This window comes from Rhizobium arsenicireducens, assembly GCF_964021225.1.
On the sequence record NZ_CAXHYK020000001.1, the window covers coordinates 36,696 to 55,614 of the forward strand.

The 18,919-nt window shown below is 62.6% G+C and carries 16 protein-coding genes and 2 pseudogenes; 13 read left to right on the forward strand and 5 right to left on the reverse strand.

Annotated features, from left to right (window positions below):
* The 10 genes and pseudogenes from ACWPVA_RS00180 (at window position 1) to ACWPVA_RS00225 (ending at window position 10,366) form a co-directional block, all read left to right on the forward strand.
* Window positions 1-345, forward strand: a complete 345-nt coding sequence (locus tag ACWPVA_RS00180; protein ID WP_454285745.1) for an acetone carboxylase subunit gamma — start codon at window positions 1-3, stop codon at window positions 343-345.
* The gene (locus ACWPVA_RS00185; RefSeq protein WP_454285746.1) at window positions 342-1,148 is read left to right on the forward strand and encodes a hypothetical protein; all 807 of its coding nucleotides are present in this window, start codon (window positions 342-344) and stop codon (window positions 1,146-1,148) included. Before ACWPVA_RS00180 ends, ACWPVA_RS00185 begins: the two co-directional genes overlap by 4 nt.
* 27 nt (window positions 1,149-1,175) lie before the next feature.
* A pseudogene (locus ACWPVA_RS00190) lies at window positions 1,176-2,930 on the forward strand (hydantoinase/oxoprolinase family protein); the annotation flags it as partial.
* A 49-nt stretch (window positions 2,931-2,979) separates the two neighbouring features.
* On the forward strand, window positions 2,980-3,309 hold the full coding sequence (locus ACWPVA_RS00195; protein ID WP_454289489.1) for a hypothetical protein: 330 nt from the start codon (window positions 2,980-2,982) through the stop codon (window positions 3,307-3,309).
* A 53-nt stretch (window positions 3,310-3,362) separates the two neighbouring features.
* Complete coding sequence (locus ACWPVA_RS00200; RefSeq protein ID WP_454285747.1) at window positions 3,363-5,417, forward strand: hydantoinase B/oxoprolinase family protein; 2,055 nt, start codon at window positions 3,363-3,365, stop codon at window positions 5,415-5,417.
* A gap of 24 nt (window positions 5,418-5,441) precedes the next feature.
* Window positions 5,442-7,001, forward strand: coding sequence for an AMP-binding protein (locus ACWPVA_RS00205; RefSeq protein ID WP_454285748.1), 1,560 nt, complete (start codon window positions 5,442-5,444; stop codon window positions 6,999-7,001).
* Window positions 6,998-7,444: a hypothetical protein gene (locus ACWPVA_RS00210; protein WP_454285749.1), complete on the forward strand. Its 447-nt coding sequence runs from the start codon at window positions 6,998-7,000 to the stop codon at window positions 7,442-7,444. The genes ACWPVA_RS00205 and ACWPVA_RS00210 overlap by 4 nt, the downstream gene beginning before the upstream one ends.
* Window positions 7,441-8,637, forward strand: coding sequence for a thiolase family protein (locus tag ACWPVA_RS00215; RefSeq protein ID WP_454285750.1), 1,197 nt, complete (start codon window positions 7,441-7,443; stop codon window positions 8,635-8,637). Before ACWPVA_RS00210 ends, ACWPVA_RS00215 begins: the two co-directional genes overlap by 4 nt.
* On the forward strand, window positions 8,630-9,403 hold the full coding sequence (locus ACWPVA_RS00220; RefSeq protein ID WP_454285751.1) for an SDR family NAD(P)-dependent oxidoreductase: 774 nt from the start codon (window positions 8,630-8,632) through the stop codon (window positions 9,401-9,403). The genes ACWPVA_RS00215 and ACWPVA_RS00220 overlap by 8 nt, the downstream gene beginning before the upstream one ends.
* A gap of 90 nt (window positions 9,404-9,493) precedes the next feature.
* Window positions 9,494-10,366 carry a transporter gene (locus ACWPVA_RS00225; RefSeq protein ID WP_454285752.1) on the forward strand — a complete coding sequence of 291 codons (873 nt, stop codon included), beginning with the start codon at window positions 9,494-9,496 and terminating at the stop codon, window positions 10,364-10,366.
* A 179-nt stretch (window positions 10,367-10,545) separates the two neighbouring features.
* Here the strand turns inward: ACWPVA_RS00225 and ACWPVA_RS00230 are convergent.
* The 4 genes and pseudogenes from ACWPVA_RS00230 to ACWPVA_RS00245 all read right to left on the reverse strand — a co-directional run.
* A pseudogene (locus ACWPVA_RS00230) lies at window positions 10,546-11,191 on the reverse strand (IS6 family transposase); the annotation flags it as partial.
* A 235-nt stretch (window positions 11,192-11,426) separates the two neighbouring features.
* Entirely contained in the window at window positions 11,427-12,977 is a 1,551-nt protein-coding gene (locus ACWPVA_RS00235; RefSeq protein WP_454285753.1) for a tripartite tricarboxylate transporter permease, read from the reverse strand.
* Between the two features lie 23 nt (window positions 12,978-13,000).
* A complete protein-coding gene (locus ACWPVA_RS00240; protein WP_454285754.1) occupies window positions 13,001-13,432 on the reverse strand; it encodes a tripartite tricarboxylate transporter TctB family protein in 432 nt (143 codons plus the stop codon).
* Between the two features lie 78 nt (window positions 13,433-13,510).
* Window positions 13,511-14,494, reverse strand: a complete 984-nt coding sequence (locus ACWPVA_RS00245; protein ID WP_454285755.1) for a Bug family tripartite tricarboxylate transporter substrate binding protein — start codon at window positions 14,492-14,494, stop codon at window positions 13,511-13,513.
* A 110-nt stretch (window positions 14,495-14,604) separates the two neighbouring features.
* Here ACWPVA_RS00245 and ACWPVA_RS00250 point away from each other — a divergent pair, with 110 nt between their 5' ends.
* The 3 genes from ACWPVA_RS00250 to ACWPVA_RS00260 are packed head-to-tail and all read left to right on the forward strand — an operon-like array spanning window position 14,605 to window position 17,755.
* Complete coding sequence (locus ACWPVA_RS00250) at window positions 14,605-15,285, forward strand: response regulator transcription factor (RefSeq protein WP_454285756.1); 681 nt, start codon at window positions 14,605-14,607, stop codon at window positions 15,283-15,285.
* A complete protein-coding gene (locus tag ACWPVA_RS00255) occupies window positions 15,282-16,685 on the forward strand; it encodes a sensor histidine kinase (protein ID WP_454285757.1) in 1,404 nt (467 codons plus the stop codon). Before ACWPVA_RS00250 ends, ACWPVA_RS00255 begins: the two co-directional genes overlap by 4 nt.
* Entirely contained in the window at window positions 16,682-17,755 is a 1,074-nt protein-coding gene (locus ACWPVA_RS00260) for an ABC transporter substrate-binding protein (protein ID WP_454285758.1), read from the forward strand. The genes ACWPVA_RS00255 and ACWPVA_RS00260 overlap by 4 nt, the downstream gene beginning before the upstream one ends.
* Window positions 17,756-17,892: 137 nt before the next feature.
* Here the strand turns inward: ACWPVA_RS00260 and ACWPVA_RS00265 are convergent, their stop codons facing one another.
* Complete coding sequence (locus ACWPVA_RS00265; RefSeq protein WP_454285759.1) at window positions 17,893-18,603, reverse strand: IS6 family transposase; 711 nt, start codon at window positions 18,601-18,603, stop codon at window positions 17,893-17,895.
* Window positions 18,604-18,919: the final 316 nt, after the last annotated feature.

Sequence of the window (18,919 nt, forward strand, 5' to 3'; positions counted from 1 at the left end):
ATGACCGTTCGCATTACCGAAAACCTGTCCATCGACCTTGCCACCGAAGAATGGTGCTGCGTCGCCTGCAGCCATCGCCTGGCGCCGGCGAGGATGAACTACAAGACCGGATGCATGGTCGCCGAGGTTCCGATGGAGGAGGCGCATCCGCCGCTGGTCGAGGGGCAGGCGCTGAGCTTCACCCCGCATGCCGACTTCTGCCGCCTGGTCGAGTTCTATTGCCCCTCATGCGGCACGGTGCTGGAAAACGAGTATCTGCCACCCGGGCATCCGCTGACCTACGACATCGAGCTCGACATCGACGCGCTGAAGGCGCGCCATGCCGAACAGGACGGCCGGTCATGAGCGGTCGCCTGGCCATTGACGCCTTGCGCCAGGGGCGCAGCTGGGACCACCCGATCCTTCTGCCGTCGGCCGTCGGGCTCGGTGCGAGGATCGATGCCCAGCCCCAGGGCCTCGTCTGGTGTGATCCGCAAAAACTGGCGGACGCCTGCGTGGCCGCCGCCCGTTATCTCGGTGCGGATGCGCTGTGGGTCCCGGCCTTCGGTTCGCCGGATCTTCCCGATCTGGATGCCTTGACCCACCGCGACGCGGTGCAGCGGGCGATCGCGGCGGCGGCCCGCTTGCAGATGGGCTGCGTCGTCGAGATCCGGGGCCCCCTGGCACGGGCGCTCGCGCTCGGTGGCGACCTGGACGACGCGCTCAAGCAGGTCAAGCCGGATGTCATCGCGGAATTCGAGGCGCTCGCCAATCTGCGGCCCGACATCATCGTGCTCGCGGAGCCTGAACCTTTGCCGGAACAGGCCGAAAGCCGCGTGCTCGCGCGGCTTTACGGGGCGCTTCGTCGCCTGGCCGAACACTACGACATTCTGAAAGGGATGAGGCCTGCGATGTCGAGCATGTCGGCGGACAACGCGCCGGATCTCTCCTTCGCGCTTGCGCCGGGCATGGCCGCCGGACGCCGCGCGCTGGCGGTTGCCGCGGACTGGACGGATGCCGACGGGTTTGCCCGGGCGGTGGCCCGGGCCCGGACTGAGGCACGAGAGGCGGAACTGCCACTGATCGTTTGCTGTGCGACGGCGCTCGGCGGCGAGATCGAACCAAATCGCTGCCGGGAGGCGGTAGCGCAAATTACGGAAAGCGTCTGAGACGTGGTTCCGGTCTGGGAGGAAGTCATGAAATTCGATGTTGGTATCGACATCGGCGGCACGTTCACCGATCTCTGCGCGATTTCGGAAAACGGCACGCTGATCACAGCAAAATCGCCCACCACACACTATGACCTTTCGGTCGGTCTGATCCGCGGCCTGCGCGAATTGGGCAAACGCGCCGGGCTTGCCCAGGATGTCTTCCTGGGGCAGGTCGAGGCGCTGCGCTACTCCACCACCATCGGCACCAACGCGCTGATCGAACGCAAGGGCCCGCGGCTCGGATTGATCACCACCGCCGGTTTCGAAGACACGATCTTCATCGGCCGCAGCCGTAGCTGGGCCGACGGCATGGCGCTGCACGAAATTCGCGACATGGCGACGATCCGCAAGCCCGAGCCGCTGGTGCCGCCGGAGATGGTCGTCGGCCTGTCCGAGCGAATGGACTGCCACGGCAAGGCGGTGCGCGCGCTCGATCCCGACGAACTGCGCGAGAAGCTGCAGCATCTGGTCGACAAGGGTGCCCAGGGCATCGTCGTCAGCCTGATGTGGTCCTTCCTCAATCGCGCCCACGAGGAGGAAGTGCGCCGTATCATCGAGGAGGAATATCCGGAGGAGTTCCTCGGCTCGATGCCGGTGACGCTCGCCTCTGAAGTCTCGCCGAAGGCCGGCGAATACACCCGCACCATGACGGCGCTGGTCAACGCCTATATCCACGGCGTGATGATGCAGGAACTGGGTGACCTGACCCACAATCTGCGCAAGGCCAATTATCGCCGTCCGCTGATTCTGGTGCACAATACCGGCGGCAGCAAGAAGGTTTCCCGTACCCGCGCCGTGCTCACCCATAATGCCGGCCCGGTTGCCGGCATGTACGGGGCGGCGCTGATCGGGGCACAGGAAGGCCATCGCGACATCGTCTTTGCCGATATGGGCGGCACGTCCTTCGATATCGGCGTTCTGGCCGGTGGCGTCTTGCGCGCCCAGGACTTCATCCCGGTCATCGACCGCTGGCGCACCAATATTCCGGCCATCGAGGTCAAATCGATCGGTGCGGGTGGCGGCTCCATCGCCTGGATCAACGAGGCCATGGGAGCGCGGCTCGAAGTCGGACCGCAATCGGCAGGCTCGGTTCCGGGTCCTGCCTGCTACGACCAGGGCGGCACGCTGCCGACGGTCACAGACGCTGACATGGTCCTGGGCTATATCAACCCCGACAACTATCTCGGCGGGCAGATGCAGGTCGATCCCGACGCCGCCCATGATGCCATCAAGGCAAAGATTGCCCAGCCCCTCGGCATATCGGTGCTGGAAGCGGCCTGGCGCATCCGGCGGCTCGTCGATGCGCGCATGGGTCAGGAAATGTTCAATGAGGTTGCGCTGAAGGGCCACAATCCGCGCAAGTTCGTGGTCTTCGCATGCGGTGGCGCGGGTGCCGCCCATGCCTGCGGCTTTGCCCGGCATATCGGTGCGACTACCATCATCGTTCCGGCGATGTCGTCGGTCTCCGGTGCCTTCGGAGCATCCACCATCGAGATCCGCCAGGTCTGGGAACAGTCGCGCAGCATCCGGCTCTTCAACTTCATGGAGCAGTCCTATCTCGGCGATCCCTCGGCCCTCAACGCTCTCGTGGGAGATCTGACCGACCGTGCGACCCGCGACCTGAAGCTCGAGGGTTTCGATCCGGACCGCATCGAGTTCACCCTCGAATTCGACATGCGCTACGGCTCGCAATATCACCTGACGCGTGTCACCTCGCCGGTGCTGAATTTCGGCGGAGCGGACGATTTCCGCGAAGCTCTGCCGCCTGTTCGAGGAACAGTATGCGGCGATCTATTCGCCGGAAGCGGCCTTCCCCTCGGGCGGTATCGCCATCGAAGCCGTCTTCGTCACCGCGCGCATCCGGCAGGAACCGAGACGGCTTGCCAATGCCGCCGAGGAAAGCCCCTACGAGCCGCAGCCCGAGGCCATCCGCAAGGCTTGCTTCGATCCGGCCGCGGGCATGGCCGACACGCCGGTGCATGACTGGACCAGGTTGCGCCCCGGCGCGACGATCGCCGGACCGGCCATCATTGAGACACCCGACACCACCTACGTGATCGAGCCGGGCTGGACCTATCGCATGAACAGCCTGCGCAACGGCATCATCAGCGCCGCCTGAAGGCGTGCGGGCGCCGGTCCCGGAGGGGACCGCAGCTCCCAGAGGAGGAAACCATGAATGCACTGACCACCATCCGCTACAGCCGCGACCACGAGGTCGTGCAGCGCCTGCGCCCGGAGCCGCCCACCGAATGGGAAAGCCGGGCAATGCAGGGGCTCGACGAACTGGAATACGAGATCTTCACCCACAAGCTGCACATGATCGCCCTTGAGGGAAAGGAAACGACCATGAAGCTCGGCGCGTCCACCGCCATGCGGTGGGGCGACGTGGCCTTCGGCATCTACACTGCCCAGGGTGACCTGGCGGTCTGCGCAACCGGTATCTACCACCACGCGGTGCTGAGCCAGTTGCCGGTCAAGTACCTGGTCAAGCACCTGGCGAACGACCCAACGGTCGGGCTGAAGGAGGGGGACGCCTTCTTCTACAACGATCCGTTCTACGGCGGCGTGCACAATGCCGACATGGGGCTTTGCATTCCGGTCTTTGCCGACGGCAAGCTGGTCGCGTTTATCGGAGCGGCGGTGCATACCGGCGAATGTGGAGGATCCGAACCCGGCGGCATGGTGAACGGGGCAAAGTCCCGCTACGATGAGGGGCTGATGTGCCCACCGATCAAGATCGGCGAGAACTTTGCGCTGAAAGAGGATCTGCTCGGCTTTCTCGCCACCTCGACCCGAGATCCGCGTACAATGGTTCTCGACATCAAGGCCCGGTTAGCCGCCGCCCGCATCGCCGAGCGCCGCGTCCACGAATATGTCGTCGAGATCGGTGCCGACTTCCTCGTCGGCGGACTGCGGCGCATTCTCAAGCAGACGGGGGAGGCGGCCCGACAGAAGGTTGCCGCCTTGAACGACGGCGTCTACCGCCAGCCGCGTTTCATCGACACGACGGGTCCCGAGGCGGCCCTCCTGAAGATCAACCTGACGATCGAGAAGAAGAACGAGCGCATCAAGCTGATCCTCAACGGTTCCTCGCCGATGCTGCCCGACCGGCCGATGAACTGCTACTTTCAGGGCTTGCTCGGCATGGCGATGGTCTATGCCTGCGGCTGGCTCTTCCCGGACCTGCCCGCCAACAACGGTCTCCTTGAAGCCGTGGAATGGGAGTTCCCGGAAGACAGTTTCGTCAACGCCAAGGGCGACGTGCCGGTCTCCTATGCGCCGGCAACCATGGTTGCTTTCAGCCAGGGCATGTTCATGGCGGGCGCAAAGCTCACCTACGCGACGGATCCGAGCAGGGCGGTCGGGGCCTGGTATACGGGTTTTGCCGTCACGGTCTTCGGCGGTTTCAACCAGTGGGGCGAGCCGATGGCCGACATCACCCCCGAAATCAATGCCACAGGTGCGGGTGGCCGGCCGGGCATGGACGGCGTCGATGTCGCCGGCGCCTTCTTCGCGACGATGAGCGATTGCGGCGACGTGGAGACCACGGAGGCCGAGCGGCCCTTCCTCTACACCTTCCGCAACTTCTTCAACAATTCCTACGGGCACGGCAAGTATCGCGGCGGCTCCGGCGTCGGTCTGGGGCTCAAGGTCCATGGCGTGCCGATGGTCGCCCTGGGATCCATGGGGTTCGGCTCGCACTTCCCCTCGACGCTCGGCGTTTTCGGTGGGCGTGCCGCGCCGCCGGCCTTCGTGCAGACCGTGCGGGGCTCGAACCTCGATGCGCTGATGAGCGAAGGTGCCGCACTGCCGCACAATATGGCCGAGCTCTACGCTCCGGGGGGCACGCCGGAAGAGGGGCAGCGCAGCTATCTGAGCCTTGCTCACGCGCCGGCGCTCTATAACGGCGGGGACACAGTCTATGTGCCGGTGTCCGGCGGTGCAGGCTATGGTGATCCATTGCAGCGCGATCCCGACGCGGTCGCACGCGACGTCGGCACCGGACGGACGTCCGCCGAGGCTGCAAGCGGCATCTATGCGGTGGTGATCGACGGCCACACCGGCCTTGCCGATGCGGCGGCCACCGAGGCGCAGCGTGCCGAGATCCGGGCTCGGCGGCTGGACCGCGCCAGGCCCTATGCCGAATTCGTCGCCGAATGGTCGAAGCTCACGCCGCCTGCGGAGATCCTTCGCTACTACGGCCCTTGGGAGGGTGCCGCGGCCTAAGGTGCCGCGCAGGGAAAACAAGACATGGACGATACAACCATTCATGGCCTGCTGAAGCGGCAGGCCACACGCTACGGGCCGCGCCCGTTTCTGACCTTCGGCGAACAAACCTTCAGTTTTGCCACCCTTCAGGAGATGAGCGACCGTGCGGCGGCAGGCCTTGCCGCCCTCGGGGTCGGCAAGGGTGACCGCGTGGCGCTGATGCTCGACAACTGCGTCGAGTATCTGGCGCTGTGGTTCGGCCTGTCGCGCCTCGGCGCGGTCGAAGTACCGCTCAACACCGCCCAGCGGGGTGCGGTGCTCGCCCACATGCTGCGGATCTCCAGGGCGCGCCTGGTGGTTTCCGAGGCTCATCACCTGCCGGCCATCGATGCGGTGCGCGACGATCTTGGCTGGCCGTTGCGCACCGTGGTGCGCGGCGATCCGCTGCCGGCCGGCGCTGTGTCGCTGGAGGCGCTGATGGCCACCACGGATCGGCCGCCCGAAACCGAGGTCTCTCCGCAGGATCCCTATGCGATCATGTTCACCTCGGGCACCACCGGACCGTCAAAGGGCGCACTGATGCCGCAGGGTTATGCGCTGGCCGCGGCTCGGCAGATCTGCGAAGCAACAGACTATGGTGAGGAGGACTGCCTCTACAATGCGCTACCGGTATTTCACGGCAACGCCCAGGTTCTGAGCGCATTGCCCGCATTGATGGCGGGCGCGCGCATGGTATTGGTCGAGCGGTTCTCTGCCAGCCGTTTCTGGGACGACATCCATGCCCATGGCTGCACCGCCTTCAACTATATCGGCACGATCCTCTCGGTGCTGATGAAGGCGCCGCCGACCCCAGACGACCGCCGGCATTCCTTGCGCATCATGATGGGCGCCGGTGCCGGAAAGGGGCTGTTCGAGGCCTTCGAGGCCCGCTTCGGCACGAAACTCATCGAAGGCTACGGCATGAGCGAGATCGGTGTTCCGATCATGAGCGATCCGGCGCGCGCGCGCCCTGGCTCCTGCGGACGCCAGACCGCGCATTACGACCTGATGCTCGCCGACGTTGCGGGTCGCGCGATTACCAAGCCGGACACGCCGGGCCAACTTCTGGTGAGACCGAAGCGGGCGAACGGCATGATGATCGAATATGTGGAAATGCCGGACAAGACGGTCGAGGCGTTTCGTGACCTGTGGTTCCACACCGGAGACCTGCTTCAGTTCGACGCCGACGGCTTCTGGTATTTCGTCGATCGCGACAAGGATGCCCTGCGCAGGCGCGGCGAGAACATCTCGTCCTTCGAAGTCGAGCGCGTGATCAACACGCTGGAGACGGTCAGTGAATGCGCGGTCATTCCCGTGCCGTCCGACCTGGGCGAGGATGACGTGATGGTCTGCATCGTGCCCCGATCGGGCAGCAGCGCGGATCCCCTTGCCGTGCGCGAACATTGCCAGGGCCGGATGGCCGACTTCATGTTGCCCAGATATGTGCGCTTCGTCGCAGAATTACCCAAGACCCCGACCGCTCGGGTGGAGAAGCACCGGCTGCGGGCCGAGGGCATAACACCCGACACCTGGGATGCCGACAGCGCGACGGTGCGGGCATGAGCGCGGCGATCCCCTCTGCGCCAGTCCTGCCGCCCGAACTGGTCGCGCAGTATCACGTCGACGATGCCGGCAAAGTGCTGTTGCGCGCGGTGCGCGCCGCGAATGGCGGCGAGGTACTCTTCCCGCCCCGCAAGTTCAGCGGGCCTGATCTCGCCCCGACCGAGGAATTTCTGCTGCTCGGAGACGGCAGAGTCAATTGCCTCACCCGGGTCCGGGTGCGACCGCCCTACGGGCTGCCTCCGGGCTATGTGATCGGCTTTGTCGATCTCGATGCGGCGCCTCTTCGCCTCTTTGGTTTGTTCGAAAGCGGCGCAGGGCTTTGCCCCGGCAAGCGGGTCACGCTCAGCCTGCACGCGCTGGGTGTCGACAACGATGGCAATCCCTGTCTGCGTCCGGTCTTCGTGCCGGCGGACGGTGAGCCATGCGGAAAGGCCGCCGCATGAGCGCGCCCTGGATCGCTGGATGGGGCTTGACGCCCTTTGGTCGCCACGAGGAAACCGATCTTGAGACGCTTGCGGCAACGGCGGCCCGCGAAGCCCTGCTCGATGCTGGCTTGCCGCCGGAGCGCATCGGCCTTGCGGTCTTTGCCAATGCGCTGGCGGCCCGCCTGTCGGGAAGCCTGACGATCGGCCAGGACGCGCTGGCGCATGTCGGCCTCGCCGGCTGTGCCGTGATCAACACGGAAAATGCCTGCACCTCCGGTTCGACCGCCTTCCACATTGCCTGCCTCGCCATCCGGGCGGGAGAGGTCGATGCGGCGCTCGTTGTCGGGGCGGAAAAAATGTTCCACCCGGCGCTCGGCCTTATCGATTCCGGCAAGACCTTGCCCGACACGCTGCTGGGACGGGTGACGCCCGCCGGCTTCGCCCTTCGGGCCAGTCGGCACATGGAACGGTTCGGCACGACTGCCGAACAGCTGGCGGCAGTCTCGGTGAAGAATCGCCGTGCGGCGGCAGGCAATCCGCTGGCGATGATGCGGGAACCACTGACACTAGAAGAGGTGTTGTCCGCCCCAATGGTGGTCGATCCGCTCACCCGGCTCCAATGCTCGCCGATTGCCGATGGCGCCGCCGCGATCGTACTCGTCAGTGACCGGCTGGCCAGGCAGACCGGCCCACGCGCGCGGGTGCGCGCCTCGGTGCTGACCAGTGGCCAGTACGACCTGATGGCGGACCTGTCGGAATGGCAAACCGACAGCCGGACCGCGCAGCTCGCCTATGAGCGGGCAGGGGTCTCGGTCTCCGATCTTTCGGTCATCGAATGCCACGACGCCTTCTCGATTGCCGAGATCCTGCACTACGAGGGCCTTGGTCTCTGTGCGCCGGGCGAGGGCGGTCGCTATGCCGAACGGCTGCTGGCCGGCGATGCGAGCTGCGTGCCGGTCAATCCGTCGGGCGGGCTCCTGTCACGCGGCCACCCGGTCGCGGCAACCGGCATCGCCCAGATCATCGAAGTGACGCGCTATCTGCGCCAGGCGCCGAAGCCCGGCGGCATCGGCCTTGCCCACTGCATGGGGGGCGACAAGGAGGCCGACACCAAATCCTGCACCATCGCCGTCGTCGAGGCCGCCGATCCGGCGAGCCGCGGACGGGGTGCAGTCCAACGATCCAAAGAGGAGGAGAACGCTGATGGATAACAAGACTGAACTGACAGGCAAGGTTGCACTGATCACTGGTGCAGGCGGGGCGATCGGAGGCACGACTGCCCAGTTGATGGCGGCCCGAGGGGCTTCCATCGTCGCCGTCGATCGGGACGAGGCAGCGCTTGCGGCTCTGGCCGTCGATATTCCTGGCTGCACCCGCGTGGTGGCCGACGTGACCGACGAGACCGCGGTGCAGAACTACGTGGCGAAAGCGATCGCCGCGCATGGCCGGATCGACATCTTCTTCAACAATGCCGGGATCGAGGGCCATTTCCATCCGATCAACGAGTACCCCACCGACGCTTTCCGCAAGATCGTCGACATCAACCTGATCGGGGCGTTTCTCGGCTACAAGCACGTCGTCCCCCATATGCTGGCCGCCGGAAAGGGCTCGATCATCGTCACCTCCTCGGTGGGCGGTCTGATCGGCACGCCGTTCATCAGCGGCTACACCGCGACCAAGCATGCTGTGCTTGGCCTGATGCGCAGCGTCGCTGCGGAATGCGGGGCGGCCGGCGTGCGCTCGAATGCGGTCAATCCGGGTCCAATCGAATCCCGCATGATGGCGGATGTCGAAAAGGGCATGGGCGCCGGCATGCCCGATGGCGCCGTGCGCTCGATGATGACTCAGATGGTGCCGATGCGCCGCTATGGCACGCCAGCCGAAGTGGCCGAACTGGTCACCTTCCTGGGCTCTGATGCGGCAAGTTTCGTCAATGGAGCGGTCATGACTGTGGATGGCGGTTTCACCGCCGTCTGAACCCCTGAGGATTCCGGTCTCGCAAGCAGGGGGTCTGTCCAGGTGCTTGCGGGGCTTGAGCCTGACAAAAGATAGAAGAGGAGGAAGGGAATGAAGATCAACAGAATGTGGGGACCTGCGACCGTTCTGGTCACGACGCTGGCAGCCTTCGAAGCGCAGGCGATCGATACGTCGCCAGGCGATTACACCCTGCTGCCGCCCGAAACGGCAATCGCCTTGCAGTATTTCCAGTATTCGACTGCCGACGAGATTCACTTCGACGGCGTGGGTACCGTGCCCGACACACAGATCGACGCCGTGCTCGGCGTTTCGAGGGTGCTCTATTATGGGGACGCGGGAGGCTTTCGCTACGGGCTGCAGGCCTATCTGCCCTATGGCAGCTTCAGCGAAGCGCGCATCGGCGGCGCCGCGGCTCCCGAAGCCAATGGCCTTGGCGATTTGACCGTGGGGGCGACTGCGTGGCTGATCGAACCTTCCAATCCGGTAACCGGCACGACGCTTGCCGCCACCGCATTCCTGACGCTGCCGACCGGGAACTACGATCCAGCGGGCGTCAGCATGGGGTCGGGCACCTATACGCTTACCCCGCAGATCGGCTTCATCCAGGGGCTGGGCGGCGGTTTCTACTTCGACGGAACGCTCGACGTGGCCCTGACCCGCGACCATGACGAAGGCGGGATCACGATGAGCCGAGATCCCAGCTATCAGGCCCAGGCCTATCTGCGCTATCAACCGTCGCAGCGAGCCTCGTTCTCGCTCGGCTATTCGGGAAAGTTCGGCGGCGAGGCCTATGCCGACGATACCTACACCGGAAGCAAGACAAGGGTGGATTCCTTGCGGTTGTTTGCCAATTACTTCCTGACGCCCACGGTGCAGGTCGAAGCAATGCTGTCCAAGGACGTCAACGTCGAAGGCGGCCCATCGAATACGGTAACGCAGCTACGCCTTCTCAAGGTCTTCTGATCTTCCACAGCCTGCAAGGGGCATGAGGTAGCGCCTTTCCCAAAGGGAGCGGCCCGCCTCATGCCTCGTGCATGGACGGACCGGTTGCGACGAAAGATCACCGTGCGAGCGGCACTAGAAAACATGCCGCTTGCGAAGGCAGTGCCGTTCCCATGACCGGCATGGGCCCGTGAGCCTTATGAGAGAGCTGAGAGGTTGTACCGGCGAGGACGAAAGATCGTATTGATTTGATCGTGGGCTGACAGAAAGCGTTGCGCTTGAAGAGGCGATTTGAACCGCCCCATGATCTTCTCCCGCTTCCTGGTCTGGCGGTGTGAGTTGTCAATTCTGTTGTTCAGGCCTTTATGGGCCCGATGGTCCGCATCCGGCGCCAGGTCTTGTATCGGTTTGATGTAGCTGCGCAGTTTGTCCGTTACGACGACGCGTGGCTCACCAAATTGCTTGACCAGTCTGGAGAAAAAACGCTTAGCAGCCTTGGTGTTACGGCGAGTCTGAACCAGAATGTCGAGAACATCGCCGTCGGCGTCAATTGCCCGCCAAAGCCAGAATTTCTTTCCGCCGATCGTGATGACGGCCTCATCCATAAGCCATTTGTCGTTTGGCTTTGGTCGGTTCCTACGAATGCAGTCGGCAAAATGACGGCCAAAGCGGTTGATCCAAAGGCGAACGGTTTCCCGGCTGACAATTACACCACGCTCGGCAAGAAGGTCTTCCACATCCGCTGTGCTCAGGGCAAACCGGTGATACACCCACACTGCGTAGGCGACGATGTCCCGCGGAAAACGAAACCCCTTCAGGCGGGGAAATGAAGCTCGGTAATTTCATTCCGTCTCGATACCCAAAACGCGGGGGTCAAACAACTTGGCAATACCTTGTTATGCGCTGACGCAGCCACGGGCAGCCAGCAGATCCGCAACCACTTGCCGAACATGAGGAAAGGCCAGACGACGTTGGCGATAACGTCGTCTGGCAATCGGCGGCGGCAGTGCATTGGATCAAGGGAGCGACATCCCTCGTCTTCCAAGGGTACCTCTCGACAATCCGTTAGGTTGACTGACGCTCAATCGCCTGCGGCGATCTCGTCCGCGACCACGTTTCGGGGTATCGCCGGCTTACGGAAAAACCGGCTAACGGCGATCGGCAGCAGGAAGCCAGCGATTGCAAGAGCCCACAAGGCGATTGAAAGCGGTGAAGCGAACAATGTTGACCATTCACCGTCTGAAATCGTCATCGCGCGGCGTAGGTTCACCTCCATCTGGTTGCCGAGAAGCACGCCCATGATGACCGGCACCAGCGGAACATTGAGCTTGCGCAAAACCCAGCCGAGCACGCCGAAGATGATCATCACGAGAAGATCGAAGGTCGAGCCGGAAATTCCATAGATGCCAACAAAGGAGATCATCGCAACGGCCGGCATCAGATATTTGGTCGGGATCAGCAACACACGGACGAACAGGCCAACCATCGGAATGTTGAGCAGCAGCAGCATGATATTGCTGATGAAAAGCGCGGCGATCAGGCCCCAGACCACATCGGGATTGTTGGTGAAAAGCAAGGGGCCGGGTGTGATGTTGAGCGCCAGCAGCATGGCCAGCAACACGGCCGTGGTTCCAGACCCAGGCACGCCGAGCGCCAGCATGGGAACCAGAGCGCCACCCGCGGCGGCGTTGTTTCCAGCCTCTGGCGCTGCCACGCCACGGGGGTCACCGGCGCCGAAAGTCTTGTCCTTGTCGTTGATGGTCTTTTCCAAGCCATAGGCGAAGAACGAGCCGAGAGAAGCGCCGGCGCCGGGCAGAACACCGGCCAGAAAGCCGACGACCGTGCTGCGAACGATCGGCCAGGCCGTTAGTCGCAAGACGGACAGCGATGGCAGCAGCGGACCGAAATCGACCTTGGACTTGTGATGCTCTGGAAGATCGTCCTTGCCGCGGTTTTCGATGAAGATGAACACTTCCGACAAGGCGAAAAGGCCGACGATCGCCACCAGGAAATCGATTCCGTCATAAAGATGGACTTCACCAAATGTCAGGCGCGGCACGCCGGTCTGTCCGTCGACGCCGATCATGGCGATGCCGAGACCAAGGGCCGCGGCAAAGGCCGCCTTGGCCTGATTGCGGCTTGCTATTCCACCCAGCGTGGCGAAGGCGAGAACATAGAGTGCGAAATACTCGGCCGGGCCGAAAAGAAGCGCCATCTTGACCAGTTGCGGCGCCAGAATGGCAAGTCCCCAGGTGGCGGCAAACGAACCGACGAAGGACGCGATGCCGGAAATGGTCAGGGCGACGCCGGCCTGGCCCTTCAGCGCCATCGGGTAACCGTCCAGGGTGGTCATCACCGCCGGTTCGTCGCCCGGAATATTCAGCAGGATCGAGGAGATGCGGCCCCCATACATCGCACCATAGTAGACGCTGGTCAGCAGGATGAGGGCAGGGGTGGCAGGAAGCCCGAGTGTGAAGGCGAGCGGGATCAGGATCGCAACGCCGTTGGACGGGCCCAGTCCAGGAAGGGCGCCAATGATGGTGCCGAGAAAGCAGCCAATCAGCGCAAGAGCCAGGTTCTGCCAGGTGAGCGCGACGGCAAAACCGTCGGCGAGGGATGAAAGCGTGTCCATATCTCTGTTCCTTGCCTTTTGCCTTAGAAACCCAGCGGGCCTTTGGCCAGCGTGAGGCCGAGGGCGAGATGAAAGACGGCATATATGCCGACCGAGATCGAAATCCCGGCAAATCCGGACTGAACAAGTGTCGCCCCGAGCCGCCAGGCGATGAAGGCGCTGGCAAGCATGGTGGAGATCACGAATCCGGCGCTGGGCAGCAGATAGGTATAGGCGACGAGCACCGCGATGGTGACGATCACTTCGAGCAGGCGACCGAACCGCGGCCATTCGGGCTCCGCGTCCGGCATCAGGAAGATCACCACGCTTGCAATCGCCAGCACCGTGCCAATGATGATCGGAAATGTCTTCGGGCCGACAGGATCGCTCATGAAGCTCTCCTCAACCAGCGTTGCCTGCCAGATGTAGAAGATTGCCAGGAGGGCGCTGATCGCGCCAAGTACACGATCGCTCACGTTGAGTCCTCTCATAGAAATTGGGGAGACATACGTGCCGGCACGCGCAAGAGACGGTTTGCCGGCACGCTGTTGCGATTATTTCACCAGACCGATTTCGCGGGAAATAGTCTGGATCTCCGTGATCAATTCCTTGACGAAGGCATCGAAATCGGGACCGCGCTTGTCCAGCGGTGCCAGACCGCTCTGTTCCATGATCTGCTTCCACTCGGGCGATTCATAGACCTTGCCGACCGCATCGACCCAGTAGTTGTAAGCTTCGTCGTTCATGCCGCCGGGGGCATAGAAGCCACGCCAGTTGGCGCCGATGGCATCGATGCCCTGTTCACGCGCCGTCGGGAACTGGGCAAAATCACCGCTCATGCGCTCGGGTGCCAACACAGCGATCACCTTGATGTCGCCGGAATCGACGAAACCCTTGGCTTCAGAGGCATCGCCGGTAAAGGCCTGCACCGAACCGGCAAGAAGCTGCGTCACGGCTTCACCGCCGCCATCGAAAGCCACATACTTGATCTTGCGGACGTCCTCGACGCCGGCCTTCTTGGCCGCGATCAGGACTTTCAGGTGATCCCAGCCACCAACGGCCGAACCGCCGGCGATGGAAACGCTTTTCGGATCGGCCTTGATCTTTTCCATCAGCTCGGGAAGCGTGTTGATGGGCGAGCCCTTGGCTACCGCGATAATACCGTAGTCGGCGCCAATGCTCGCGATCCAGCGGACCTGATCCGCCGTATTGCCGGGATAGGCGCCTTGGGCGAGACGGGTCGAGGTCGAGGAAGACGCGGCGACGATCAGATCATTGCTGTCGTTGCGCTTGGCGACCACTTCGCTATAGGCCACGCCGCCGCCGCCGCCGGCAAGGTTGGTGACCTGCATCGTTCCCTTGATGAGCTTGAGATCCTGAAGGACCTTGCCAACCTGGCGGCAGGTGAAGTCCCAGCCGCCACCAGCAGCCGCAGGTGCGATACATTCAGTCGCCTCGGGCTCGAAAGCGAAGGCATTGGCGGTGAGCGCGAGTGTTGTCGCAGCCGTCAGCACGGCGCGAGAGAACCAGTTTTTCATGAGATTTCCTCCATGGATTCAAAAATTGCGCAAGCCTCCACTGACGCAATTCGCTATAGCTACCCAATGAAACTGTCATTTCACTGTCAGCATGGAGACCGCGAACGGGGATGCGCTTTTTGGTGGTTGAGGATACCCAGGATGTCGCCGAGGCGATCCGGGACCGGTTCGTACGCGGCGGCCATGTGATCGACATCGTCGGGCATGTGGCGGACGCGGAACAGCTGAGCGCGTTCAATATGTACGACCTTGTGATTCTCGATGTGAATCTGCCCGACGGTTCCGGTTTCGATCTGCTGAGACGCCTGCGCCTTGCCAAAAACACCGTTCCTGTCCTGGTGTTGACGGCACGGCTTGCCGTCGACGACAAGATCAGCGCGCTCGACATTGGCGCCGATGACTATATGGTCAAACCCTTCGATCTCGGCGAGCTCGAGGCCCGGGTGCGCGCCATTATCAGGCGCCGCGCAGGGGGTAACCAGTCGTTCCTGGAAGCCGGCAATCTGACATTCGACATGGTGGAACGTCGGACCCTGGTGGCCGGCGAAGAGCGCGAGCTTACCCGTCGCGAGCAGATGCTGCTGGAGATATTCCTCACCAACAGCGGCCGCGTGCTGGAAAAGGAAGACCTGCTTGTGCGGCTCTTCGGTCTGAACGGCGACAGCAATCCCAACGCGGTCGAGGTCTATGTCGGCCGGCTGAGGCGCAAGATCGAAGGGTCGGATCTGGACATACGCACCCTGCGCGGCCTCGGCTACCAGGCGCGGCTGACGGTCCGGCCGGACTCATGATTTTCGGGCGAAGCCTGCAGTCGCGCGGCCAGTCCGTCGCCTTCCGACTGGTGGTGGTGCTGGCGCTTGTCACGGCAATCGCGATCGTGGCGACCGTGATTGCGGCCTATCGTTATGGACGCGCCGCCGCCGACGAGGCTTTCGACCGGTTGCTGACGGGCGCCGCTTTGCAGATTTCCGAACGGGTGTTCGTGGCCGACGGCAAGGTGCAGGTGGATCTGCCGCTCTCGGCTTTCGAACTTCTGGCGCTGGCCTCCGACGATCGCGTCTTCTACCGGGTGAGGGGGGCGACGGGTGAAACCGTCACAGGCTATGACGACCTGCCATTGCCAGCCCAACGCCGCAAGATGACCACTCCTCTCGTCTACGATACGGAGTATCTCGGCGTCCCTGTCAGGGCCGTCATCCTGCAGAGGCGGCTTGCCGAAACCCAACTCCGCAGTGCCGTTGATGTCATTGTCGCCCATACGACGCAGGCACGCGCCGACCTTGCCCGTGACATCGCGACCCGTGCCATGCTGGGGGCCGCGCTCGGCGGGATCGTTGTCATCGCCGCCACCTTCTTTGCCACCCGCTATGCGTTGCGGCCGCTGGGCAGGATCGAGGAGCATATGCTGGCGCGCGATCCGCTCGACCTTTCTCCGATCACCGAAGCCGCCCCAAAGGAAGTGGATGCCCTGGTCTCCGCCATCAACCGCTTTATGTCACGACTGGACCGCCGCGTTGGCGACATGCAGGCCTTCGTGGCTGATACTGCCCATCAGATGCGCACACCGATCACCGCATTGCGTGCCGTCACCGAAAATGCGCTCGACGAAACAGACCCCGGCCGGCTCAAATCGATGCTGCACAGGATCCGCAATCGCGCGATCGGCGTGAGCCGTCTGATGGAACAATTGCTCAGCGAGGCGCTGATCATACACCGATCTGACTCAGCCCCGCTTGTCCCGACGGATCTGCGCCGCGTGGTGCTGGATGCCGAACGCGAATTCCGCACCACCGTAAGACCGGAACACGACGCGCTCGAACTGGATCTCTCGACCGATGCCGCCACAGTGCTGGCCGATCCATTCAGCCTGAAGGAAGCCGTCAAGAATTTGATTGCCAATGCATTCGCCCATGGCCAGCCACCGGTGCGACTGGTGGTGGAGACGGAGGAGGGGGGCACGGCCCTGCTGCGTGTCGAGGACCATGGGCCGGGCATCGATGGCGAACAGCTGAAACTCCTCGGCCGCCGGTTCAGCCGGCGCGAGGATCGCACCGAGAGTGCGGGACTGGGTCTTGCCATCGCCCACAAAGTCATCTCCTTTCACGACGCGACGTTTCTGACCGGACGGTCGGAAAAGGACTATTTCTGGATCGGCTTTCGCATCGCCTTGGCGAAGGAGACAACGACATGATCGGAAAAGCAGCGCTTTGCCTGGCCTCCTTTTTCGTTGCCTGGCTTACCGGTCCTGTTGCCACAACGGCGATGGACATGGATTTTCCCGCCTCGTCGACACCGCCGGACGTGCTGACAATCGCCAGTGTCACCGATCTCGACGCGATCCGCCCGATGATCGAGGGTTTCCAACGCCGGCACCCGTCCATCGCTGTCCGTTATCATGAGAGCGAGAGCCCTTCGCTCGACAAGGCGACCGCCGAGGCCTGTCGCGAGGGCGTATTCCTTGCCGATGTGGTGATCTCGTCTTCGGTGGCAAAGCAAGTCGGCCTGGTCAACGATGGCTGTGCCAGGCCGGTGGAGACCAGCCTGGTCGCGCGGCTTCCCGCCTGGGCCAAATGGCGGCAGGAGCTGATCGGGCTGACTGCCGAGCCCGCCGTGATCGTCTACAACAAGGCAGCGTTCGCGGCGGAGAAAGTCCCAGCGGACCGATTCGAGCTCGTGGATCTTTTGCGAAAATCCACCCGCTTCATGGATCGGATCGGTACCTATGACATTGCCAGCTCGGGTGTCGGATATTTCTTTGCTTTCGAAGACGCCGTGCAGGCCACGACCTGGGGCCGTCTTATGGAGGTTTTCGGCCGAAACCGGGTGAAGTTCTATTGCTGCTCAGCGGACATTCTTGATCGGGTTGCCGATGGCAGCCTTTACATCGGATACAATATCCTTGGTTCCTACGCGTTGGCACGGGCGGACGCCGATCCCCGGATCGGCGTCATTTTTCCCTCCGACTACACGCTGGTGATGACCCGCACTGCCTTCATTTCCAAAGAGGCGAGAGCGGTGGCGGCGGCAAATCTGTTTCTCGAGTTCGTTCTTTCGCCGGAAGGAACCAGGATCCTCGAACAGCAGATGCGCTTCTATTCGCCGATCGACGGGATCGCGAAACTGGCCGAACTCTCGCCGGGCGAGGACAACACGATCCGTCCCATCGCCCTCACGCCGGCCCTGATTGTCGCCCTCGACAAGGAAAAGCGACGCCTTTTTCTCGAACAATGGGACAAATCCGTTTTCATCCCCAGCCCGTGAAAGCCACAAGACTGATCTTTCAGCCTGGCGTTTTCCCTGGCGGATAGGGACAGATCAGCCAAGGGGTATCATGAGCACTATGGTCGGTATTGCCAAGTTGTTTGTCTTTGGTTTCGAGGCGGCGATGCGGCGGTTTTTCAAGCCACCATTTCTGCAGTATAGTCGGCCCACAGGCAGAAGGCATCTGCCCTTGCGTGGCGGTATGAGAGAACTGAGAGGTTGTACCGGCGAGGACGAAAGATCGTATTGATTTGATCGTGGGCTGACAGAAAGCGTTGCGCTTGAAGAGGCGATTTGAACCGCCCCATGATCTTCTCCCGCTTCCTGGTCTGGCGGTGTGAGTTGTCAATTCTGTTGTTCAGGCCTTTATGGGCCCGATGGTCCGCATCCGGCGCCAGGTCTTGTATCGGTTTGATGTAGCTGCGCAGTTTGTCCGTTACGACGACGCGTGGCTCACCAAATTGCTTGACCAGTCTGGAGAAAAAACGCTTAGCAGCCTTGGTGTTACGGCGAGTCTGAACCAGAATGTCGAGAACATCGCCGTCGGCGTCAATTGCCCGCCAAAGCCAGAATTTCTTTCCGCCGATCGTGATGACGGCTTCATCCATAAGCCATTTGTCGTTTGGCTTTGGTCGGTTCCTACGAATGCAGTCGGCAAAATGACGGCCAAAGCGGTTGATCCAAAGGCGAACGGTTTCCCGGCTGACAATTACACCACGCTCGGCAAGAAGGTCTTCCACATCCGCTGTGCTCAGGGCAAACCGGTGATACACCCACACTGCGTAGGCGACGATGTCCCGCGGAAAACGAAACCCCTTCAGGCGGGGAAATGAAGCCGGTAATTTCATTCCGTCTCGATACCCAAAACGCGGGGGTCAAACAACTTGGCAATACCCATCGGGGACCGACACCAGCGCGGGCTTCCGCGCCGGATAGGAGCTTAAAAGAAGTCGGATCGCCAATGGGGGGACACGTTCACCTTCCCAGAGAGACCCACGCAACATATTAGCAGCGCCCTGGCAGGCCTGGCGCCACTGTCTGTCAGTCGCCGCCGAACTCGCTCTTGAGAGTTTCGAGGTCGATCTGCATGTCGTGGATCACGGTGCTCCAGTGGCGGATATGGGCTGCCTGTGCGACCGCTTCATTGGTTGTGCCGCACTGGCG